The organism is Longimicrobiaceae bacterium (assembly GCA_035696245.1).
Lineage (GTDB): Bacteria > Gemmatimonadota > Gemmatimonadetes > Longimicrobiales > Longimicrobiaceae > DASRQW01.
In genome coordinates, this window is record DASRQW010000401.1 from 1 (window position 1) to 8,602 (window position 8,602).

Genomic DNA, 8,602 nt, shown 5'->3' on the forward strand with positions numbered 1-8,602 from the left:
CCCCCCCCCCCCGCTGCTGCTTCCGGCCCGGTGAGGGTCAGTTGCCGTCCAGCTTGCGCTCGGCCTTGCCGAAGGCGTCCTGGATCTTGCCCTTGGCCTGGTCCATCTTGCCCTCGCCCTGCAGGCTGGTGTCGCCGGTGAGCCCGCCCACGGCGTCCTTCACCTTGCCCTTGAGGTCGTTGCCCTTGCCCTCGAGGGAGTTGTCCATGCCGTCCTCGGTCAGCGTCTTGTCAGCCATGGCGATCCTTGAGCTTGGGAAACCGGCCGTTCCACACCGCATCCGCGGGTTGCCTCCCGGAAAAGCAAGTAGCGTACCGCAAACGAGATGCGCCTCCTCGGACGGACCTCCACCCGCCCTGGACCTCCGCCCCTCCGACGAATCGGCATCATCCCGAAACCATCGCGGACGACTCGGCGGATTCCGAGCACCCGCAGTGATTCGGGAGATGAAGGGCAGCCCGACGATCTGCCGTCTCCACCGGATCCCGGCCGATGCGATGCCGCGGCGGCCCGACCGGCGGCTGCTCAGCCGGGGACCGCGACGGCGCTGCGCTCGGCGAGCTGGGCGGCCAGGGCGCTGCGGTTCACCCCGTCGCTGCGGAGCCAGTGCTGCGCGGTAGCCGCCAGGTCCGCCGCCAGCTCGAACGCCTTGGCGTACGACTCGCCGCGGACCTTCCACGCCGTCTGGAGCGCGCGCCGCTCCGCTTCGGCAAGCGCGCGCTGCACGGGCGAGTCCGGCGGCAGGCGCGATCCCGTGGCGGTGAGCTGCGGAAGGTGTGAGGTGAGGTCGTGGAAGGTGGCGTAGAACACCTCCCACGGATTGTGGGCCGTTGCTTTCTCTGTCATGCCGGGTGATTCGGGACCGGGGTCTTGGACTGCGGAAGTGCGAGCCGGTGATGAATGCAGGCCCCGTGCCCGAACCCACCGGTTGCCAGCGCTCCGCCTCGCCTGCCCCGCCGTCTCTACCGTGTGGTCGTGCAACCGCTTTCACCGTGCTATCATGCAGTCGTACGTCCCCAGCATCTCCACGAGACCGGCCGCTGCTGGGCCCCCGGCGGCAGCGGGCCGGGAACATTTCGCGCAAGTGGTTGATGGTACGCCACTTGCGAACGCACCCCGCCCTTGCGGTTCTTCACCCAGCCCCGGAGCACGGATTTGGCCGCTGCCGCACGAGCGACGCACCGCACCACCGCGAACGAGACCACGGGCCGCCCGGGCGCGCATCCGCAACACCCGGGCGTGAGCTCCGCGGCCGGCGCGTTCGCCGCCGCGCGGGGCTGAGCGGGCGATGGCACTGCGCACCTTCCGCGACGCAGACGGGGCGGACTGGCAGGTCTGGAGCGTGGTCCCGGGCCTGCGGCAGGAGAACGAGCGCCGCCGCGGCACGGACCGCCGCAGCCCCGAGCCGGTGCTGCTGTACGCGGGCGACGAACGCCGCCGCGAGGAACGCCGCCTCCGGCTCACCCGCCTGGGCGCGGGCCTGGAGTGCGGCTGGCTCACCTTCGAGAGCGGGTCGCGGAAGCGGCGGCTGTCGCCCATCCCCGTCTGCTGGGAGCGTGGCTCGGAGCGCGACCTCCAGCAGCTCTGCGAGCGCGCACACCCCGTGGGCAAGGTCTCCGCCACCTGAACCGCCGCGCATCTCCAGTATCACCACCTACTGAAAACTCGCTCAGAGCTTCGCGATTCGCAGCCGGCGGCAGCTTTCTTGATGCGGTGAACCAACCGCATCTACCGATTGGCGGTGGCAAGAGAGCGAGGTACGCATACCTGATCGGACTCGAACCGCGAAGGCGTCGGAGCGGCATGGCTTGCCAGATCGGGCGCGTTCGTATATATCTTAGCACTGAGATGTTTGTCCGGCGGAAAGTCCGCATGCGGCGGCAGTGAAAACGAACAGACGGAGGGCGTCATGGAGCTGACCGGTATCCACCACCTGACCGCGATCACGGGCAACGTGCGCGAGAACCACCGCTTCTACACGCAGGTGCTGGGGATGCGGCTGGTGAAGCGCAGCGTGAACCAGGACGACGTGAGCGCCTACCACCTGTTCTATGCCGACGCCGTGGGCACGCCGGGCACCGACGTGACGTTCTTCGACTGGCCCGTGCCGGCGGAGCGCCGCGGCACCCGCAGCATCGTGCGCACCGCGCTGCGCGTGAACGGCGCGGCGGCGCTGGACTACTGGGCCGCGCGCCTGGCGGAGAACGGCGTGCAGCACGGCGGCGTGGCGGAGCGCGACGGGCGTCTCACGCTGGACTTCGAAGACGCGGAAGGCCAGCGCCTCTCGCTGATCGACGACGGCGGGCAGGGCGACGCGGGGACCTCGTGGGACGCCAGCCCGGTGCCAGCCGGGCACCAGGTGCGCGGGCTGGGCCCCATCACTATGAGCGTGCCCGCGCTGCCCAGCACCGACGCCGTGCTCACCCGCGCGCTCAACATGCGGCGCGTGCGCGAGTACCCGCACCCGGACCACGCGTCCCACACCGTGCACGTGTACGAGATGGGCGCGGGCGGCCCGCACGCGGAGCTGCACGTGGCGGTGCAGCCGGACCTGGCCGTGGCGCGGCAGGGCGCGGGCGGCGTGCACCACGTGGCCTTCCGCACGCCGAACGAGGAGGAGTACCACGGCTGGACGCGGCACCTGGCCGAGCTGGGCATCCCCACGAGCGGCGAGATCGACCGGTACTACTTCCGCAGCCTGTACTTCCGCGAGCCGGGCGGCATCCTGTTCGAGATCGCCACCGACGGCCCCGGCTTCGCGGTCGACGAGGACGCCGCCACGCTCGGCGAGAAGGTCGTGCTCCCGCCGTTCCTGGAGCCGCGCCGCGCCGCCATCCTCGCCGGCCTCAAGCCGATCGACTGACCACCGTCGATCGACATCCACCGAACCTGAAGAAGGCCCGCCGGAGCGAGAAGCCCGCGGGCCTTCTTCATCCACCTTTTCCGCTGCCTCCCGTCCACTTCCCATCCGAAACGGCAGGCTCACGCGGAGCCGCGGAGGGCGCGGAGAACAGCAGAAGAAGTGTTGTTCTCCGCGGCTCCGCGTGATATCCGTCAATGCCGGTTCGCGCCTGCGGCTCCAATCGATGGCATCGTCTTGCCGGGACTGGAGATGTACGGCGGTGGGCGCGGAACTCCGGGCCTCGGGCGCGTGTCCTAGCTGCGCCCGCGTGCGGGATGCGGATGCGCGGCCGGGACCGGCGCGCCGTGGCGCGTGGCTTGGCGGCTTGCATCCGCCCGGTCCGCGCTCCATTCTACAGGTCTGCCCCGGCCTTCGCCGGAGCGCCGCACCTCACCCCGAGGACACCATCTCCATGAGTCGATCCCGTTCCCTGCTGATCGCCGCGGGCCTGGCCGTGACCGGCTGCGCCCACGCCGGCCCGCGCGCCGAGAACGCCGAGACCCCGCCCCCCGCGGAGCCCGCGCCCGTGGCCGCCGCTCCCGCCCCGGCGCCGGCCCCCGGCCTGGACCCCGCCAACCCGTTCTTCGCGGCCAGCACGCTGCCGTACCAGGCGCCGCCCTTCGACCGCATCCACGACGCGGACTTCCAGCCGGCGCTGGAAGAGGGCATGCGGCAGCACCTGGCCGAGGTGGAGGGCATCGCCAGCCAGGCGGCCGAGCCCACTTTCGACAACACGCTGGTGGCCCTGGAGCGCTCCGGCCGGCTGCTCACGCGCGTGAGCAAGGTGTTCTACGCGCTCACGCAGGCCAACACCAACGACGCGATCCAGAAGGTGGAGGCCGAGGAGGCGCCCAAGCTGGCGGGCCACTTCGACGCCATCTACCTGAACGACGCGCTGTTCCGCCGCGTGAAGAGCCTGTACGACCGCCGCGCCGCGCTCGGCCTCGATGCCGAGCAGAACCGGCTCGTGGAGCGCTACTACCGCGACTTCGTCCGCGCCGGCGCGCAGCTCTCGGAGGCGGACAAGACCAGGCTGAAGGCGCTGAACCAGGAGGAGAGCGGGCTCACCACGGAGTTCAGCAACAAGCTGCTGGCCGCGACCAAGGCCGGCGCGGTCGTGGTGGACGACAGCACCCAGCTGCGCGGCCTGGCCGCCCCGGAGATCGCCGCCGCGGAAGATGCGGCCAACCAGCGCGGCATGCCCGGCAAGTGGGTGCTGCCGCTGCAGAACACCACGCAGCAGCCCGCGCTTGCGTCGCTGCGCAACCGCGCCCTGCGCCAGCGCCTGTTCGAGGCGTCCACGCGCCGTGCGGACAAGGGCGACAGCACCGACACGCGCGCCATCGTGCGCCGCCTGGCGCAGCTGCGCGCCGAGCGGGCGCGCCTGCTGGGCTACTCCAGCTACGCGGCGTTCCGGCTGGACGACCAGATGGCGAAGACGCCCGAGACGGCCATCAGGCTGATGACCGACCTGGCGCCCGCCGCCACCGCCAAGGCGCGCACCGAGCAGGCCGACATGCAGCCGCTGCTCTCGCGCGACGTGCCGGGGGCCCGCCTGGCCGCGTGGGACCGCCAGTACTACTCGGAGCAGGTGCGCAAGGCGCGCTACGACCTGGACGAGTCGCAGATCAAGCCGTACTTCGAGCTGGACCGGGTGCTGAACGACGGCGTCTTCTTCGCCGCGAACAAGCTGTACGGGCTCACGTTCAAGGAGCGCAAGGACATTCCCGTCTACCACCCGGACGTGCGCGTCTTCGAGGTGTTCGACGCCGACGGCAGCTCGCTGGCCCTGTTCTACTGCGACTATTACAAGCGCGACAACAAGGGCGGCGGGGCGTGGATGGACAATTTCGTGGACCAGTCCGGCCTGTTCGGCACCAAGCCGGTGGTGTTCAACGTCGCCAACTTCCAGAAGCCGGCGCCGGGCCAGCCCGCGCTGCTCAGCTACGACGACGTGACCACCATGTTCCACGAGTTCGGCCACGCGCTGCACGGCATGTTCTCGCGGGTGCAGTACCCCACGCTGTCCGGCACCGCGGTGCCGCGCGACTTCGTGGAGTTCCCCTCGCAGTTCAACGAGCACTGGGCGCTGGAACCCAGCGTGTTCGCCAACTACGCCAAGCACTACCGCACCGGCGCGCCCATGCCGCGGGCGCTGGTGCAGAAGATCAAGGCAGCGCACACCTTCAACCAGGGCTACGCCACCACCGAGTACCTGGAGGCGGCGCTGCTGGACATGGCGTGGCACTCGCTGCCGGCCGACGCGCCGCAGCAGGACGTGGCCGCCTTCGAGAGCCAGGCCCTGGCGCGCTTCAACGTGAGCCTGCCCGAGGTGCCGCCCCGCTACCGCACGCCGTACTTCGCGCACGTGTGGGGCGGCGGGTACGCGGCGGGCTACTACGCGTACCTGTGGAGCGAGGTGCTGGACCACGACGCGTACTACTGGTTCGTGGAGCACGGCGGCGCCACGCGCGCCAACGGCCAGCGCTTCCGCGAGATGGTGCTGTCGCGCGGCGGCACGCAGGACGCGGCCACGCTGTACCGCAACTTCCGCGGGCGCGACCCCAGCGTGGAGCCGCTGGTGCAGGAGCGCGGCCTGAAGGACCCCGCCGGCGGCCGCGGCCACTGACCGGGTGACGCCGTCCGTCCCGCCGTTCATCGGCGGACAGCGAGCAGGCAACGAGGCCCCGCGGCGCGCGAGCGCGGCGGGGCCTCCGCGTTTCCGCATCTTCCTCGAGATACCGAACGGCGGGCTCACGCGGAGACGCGGACGACGCGGAGAACGGCTCGCCCTCCCGCAGGTTTCCGCGTCTCCGCGCCCCCGTGTGAGGTCTTTCGACCCGCGGTTCGCCTCTTGCTTCGGTCCGCGCCCGACGACGCGCCGGTCCACATCTCCCGAACGAGCGAGCACGTGAAGAACGCCAGGGACGTCATGCACGATGCCGCGCCGTGGGTCGAACGGCTGGCGCGGCTTGGTTACGCCGCGCGCGGAGTCGTGTACCTCATCGCGGGTGGGGCGACCCTTCGTGCCGCGGTGCGCCCCGGCGGACAGGCCGCGGACCCCGAGGCGGCGCTGGGCATGATCGCCTCGCGCCCGTTCGGGAGCGTGGCGCTGGCGGTGGTCGCGGTCGGGCTGTTCGGATACGCGCTGTGGGCAGCGGCGGTGGCCGTGCTGGACAGCGACCGCCTGGGCACCAGCCTGGACGGATGGCTGGACCGCGCCGGCTGGGGCATCAGCGCCGTCTTCCACGCGCTGCTCGCGGCGGGCGCCCTCCAGCTGCTGCGCGGCCACGGAGGCGGCCAGGGGGACGCGGCGCAGCAGTGGTCCGGGCGCGTGCTGGCGCTCCCCGGCGGGCGGTGGCTGTTGGGTGCCGTTGGTGTGGGGATGGTGGCTGCCGCGGTCGTGCAGGTCTACCGCGCGTATCGCGTTCGGCTCGGCGAGCACGTCCATCCCGGCCACGCCGTCAAGAAAGACGGGCGGTGGCTGGTGCCGCTGGGGCGCGTGGGGATCGCCGCACAGGGCCTGGTGCTGGGAATCGTGGGCTGGTTCGTGGTGCACGCCGCGCTCCGCCACGCATCTTCCACGGCGCGCGACATGGGCGGGGCGCTCCAGTCGCTGGACGACGGCGGGGTGTCGTGGATGCTGGGTATCCTGGCCGCCGGCCTCATCGCGTTCGGCGCCTTCCAGCTCCTCCTCGTCCGCTACCGCCGCATCCGCGCGCTCTGACGCCGCGGCGTCCGCGCATCTCCGGCCGCGCTTCCCTGCACACGCGCGACGCATCTCCCGTTCACGCATCTCCCGTAGATGCATCTGCCATCTACGCATCTCCCCGTCTACGCATCTCCCAGTCAACGCATCTCCTGTAAATGCATCTGCCCATCCTCGCGCCTCAGCCGATTTCGCGCGTGTCTTGAGCAGTCCGGCAATCGCCGCGACGCGCAATATCATCGGGAGCAAGTCAGCTCGCCGATAAACTGAATGGATGCGGAAAGGCTCCCGGCTGCGCATCTTCCGGAACACCCCTGCGATCTGCTCCATCCAGCCGATGAAAGGACGATGCGGGATGCGGCGCGCTCAACCCTTCACTGAAGGAGCTTTCCCATGGCAGAGCAGGTATTCGCGGTGACGCTGGACGATGCGGAGGTGTTCGCGGTGCCGGTGGACAGCGGCAGCCTGTGGTACGCGCAGCTCAAGCAGTTCGACGGCTGGGTGATGGACCGCGAGACCACCACGCTCTACCCCTCGCGCCGCATCGAGTCCGTCCAGCTCATGGACCTCGACGCCTGGGAAGTCTTCAAGGCCCAGATGGAAGCCGACGCGCTCGCAGACGAGTGAAGCTGGGGCGGCTGGGACGGTTGCGCGTGGTGAAGAGGTGCTCCGTGGTGGGGTTCGGCGCGTGGGCGATCGGGGGGGCGGGGTGGACGTACGGGTGGGGGAGCCAGGACGACGCGGACTCGGTCGCGGCGATCCGGCACGCGGTGGAGCGCGGGGTGAACTGGATCGACACCGCGGCGGTGTACGGCCTGGGGCACTCGGAAGAGGTGGTGGCCGAGGCGCTGATGGATCTGCCACCCGCGGACCGGCCGTTCGTCTTCACCAAGTGCGGGCTGGTGTGGGACGAGAGCAACCGGGCAGCCGACCCGCGGCGCTTCGGACGGCCGGACAGCATCCGCCGCGAGTGCGAGGCGTCGCTGCGGCGGCTGCGGGTGGAGACGATCGACCTCTACCAGATGCACTGGCCGGCGGAGGACGGCACGCCGCTGGAGGACTACTGGGGGGCGATGCTGGAGCTGAAGCGGGAAGGCAAGGTGCGCGCGGTCGGCCTGTCGAACCACGACGCGGAGCAGCTCGCCCGCGCGGAGGCCGTGGGCCACGTGGAAACCCTCCAGCCGCAGTTCTCGGCCATCCGCCGCGAGACGGCGCTGGCCGAGCTTCCGTGGTGTGAGGAGCACGGGACGGGCGTGATCGTCTACAGCCCCATGCAGAGCGGGCTGCTCACCGGCTCGTTCACCCGCGAGCGCGCGGCGAACCTGCCGGACGACGACTGGCGGAGGATGTCGCCCGACTACGAGGGCGAGGGGCTGGAGCGCAACCTGGCGCTGGCGGACGCGCTGCGGCCGGTGGCGGAGCGGCACGGGACGACGGTCGCCGCCGTCGCGGTGGCGTGGACGCTCGCGTGGCCCGGCGTCACGGCCGCCATCGTCGGGGCGCGAGACGCGAAGCAGGTGGACGGATGGATCCCCGCCGCATCGCTCACGCTGACGAATGCGGACTTGGACGAGATCGCGGCTGGTATCCGCAGCAGCGGCGCGGGGGAAGGTCCGGAGCGGCCGGGCGCGTGAGGCGCGAGGGGCCGAGGCGTCGTCGGGCCGTTGAAACCGCTGCAACAGAAGCGCAAAGTCCGCCTTCGCGGACTAACGGCGGCGATGCCGCGCCAGGTCGGGTGGGGCGAATCGCGCCTGGGCCGCGGACGCGGATGTAGCCGCGGATCGAGCGAAATCGCCGCGGATGGGTAGGGGCCGACCTGCGTGTCGGCCCGTGGTTGGGCATGCGAGGCAACATCTTTACGCGCAGGCATCTACGCTGCGGGAAGGCGGGCGGACACACAGGTCCGCACCGGCGGAGGCTGACTCGCGGTTCGTGAAGGAGCCAAACGGCGCAACCCCGCGCGCCGGTGGACGGTGCGCGGGGTTCGTCGT

The 8,602-nt window shown here is 71.1% G+C and carries 8 protein-coding genes; 6 read left to right on the top strand and 2 right to left on the bottom strand.

What is annotated here, in order from left to right:
- Positions 1 to 37: 37 nt before the first annotated feature.
- Together VFE05_18010 and VFE05_18015 are read right to left on the bottom strand one after the other, a co-directional pair.
- Entirely contained in the window at positions 38 to 238 is a 201-nt protein-coding gene (locus tag VFE05_18010) for a CsbD family protein (protein ID HET6231973.1), read from the bottom strand.
- Between the two features lie 287 nt (positions 239 to 525).
- Positions 526 to 846, bottom strand: a complete 321-nt coding sequence (locus tag VFE05_18015) for a hypothetical protein (protein HET6231974.1) — start codon at positions 844 to 846, stop codon at positions 526 to 528.
- A gap of 442 nt (positions 847 to 1,288) precedes the next feature.
- Here VFE05_18015 and VFE05_18020 point away from each other — a divergent pair, with 442 nt between their 5' ends.
- The 6 genes from VFE05_18020 to VFE05_18045 all read left to right on the top strand — a co-directional run bounded on the left by VFE05_18020 (position 1,289) and on the right by VFE05_18045 (position 8,245).
- Entirely contained in the window at positions 1,289 to 1,627 is a 339-nt protein-coding gene (locus tag VFE05_18020) for a hypothetical protein (protein HET6231975.1), read from the top strand.
- A gap of 282 nt (positions 1,628 to 1,909) precedes the next feature.
- Positions 1,910 to 2,863, top strand: coding sequence for a ring-cleaving dioxygenase (locus VFE05_18025; protein HET6231976.1), 954 nt, complete (start codon positions 1,910 to 1,912; stop codon positions 2,861 to 2,863).
- A gap of 451 nt (positions 2,864 to 3,314) precedes the next feature.
- Positions 3,315 to 5,531, top strand: a complete 2,217-nt coding sequence (dcp, locus tag VFE05_18030) for a peptidyl-dipeptidase Dcp (GenBank protein ID HET6231977.1) — start codon at positions 3,315 to 3,317, stop codon at positions 5,529 to 5,531.
- A gap of 282 nt (positions 5,532 to 5,813) precedes the next feature.
- Positions 5,814 to 6,629, top strand: coding sequence for a DUF1206 domain-containing protein (locus VFE05_18035; GenBank protein HET6231978.1), 816 nt, complete (start codon positions 5,814 to 5,816; stop codon positions 6,627 to 6,629).
- Between the two features lie 375 nt (positions 6,630 to 7,004).
- Entirely contained in the window at positions 7,005 to 7,238 is a 234-nt protein-coding gene (locus VFE05_18040; protein ID HET6231979.1) for a hypothetical protein, read from the top strand.
- The gene (locus VFE05_18045) at positions 7,235 to 8,245 is read left to right on the top strand and encodes an aldo/keto reductase (protein ID HET6231980.1); all 1,011 of its coding nucleotides are present in this window, start codon (positions 7,235 to 7,237) and stop codon (positions 8,243 to 8,245) included. The genes VFE05_18040 and VFE05_18045 overlap by 4 nt, the downstream gene beginning before the upstream one ends.
- Positions 8,246 to 8,602: the final 357 nt, after the last annotated feature.

Bases quoted from the DNA above. Each gene is read 5' to 3' on its own strand.
- VFE05_18010 (HET6231973.1), bottom strand. From the start codon at position 238: ATGGCTGACAAGACGCTGACCGAGGACGGCATGGACAACTCCCTCGAG.
- VFE05_18015 (HET6231974.1), bottom strand. From the start codon at position 846: ATGACAGAGAAAGCAACGGCCCACAATCCGTGGGAGGTGTTCTACGCC.
- VFE05_18020 (HET6231975.1), top strand. From the start codon at position 1,289: ATGGCACTGCGCACCTTCCGCGACGCAGACGGGGCGGACTGGCAGGTC.
- VFE05_18025 (HET6231976.1), top strand. From the start codon at position 1,910: ATGGAGCTGACCGGTATCCACCACCTGACCGCGATCACGGGCAACGTG.
- dcp (HET6231977.1), top strand. From the start codon at position 3,315: ATGAGTCGATCCCGTTCCCTGCTGATCGCCGCGGGCCTGGCCGTGACC.
- VFE05_18040 (HET6231979.1), top strand. From the start codon at position 7,005: ATGGCAGAGCAGGTATTCGCGGTGACGCTGGACGATGCGGAGGTGTTC.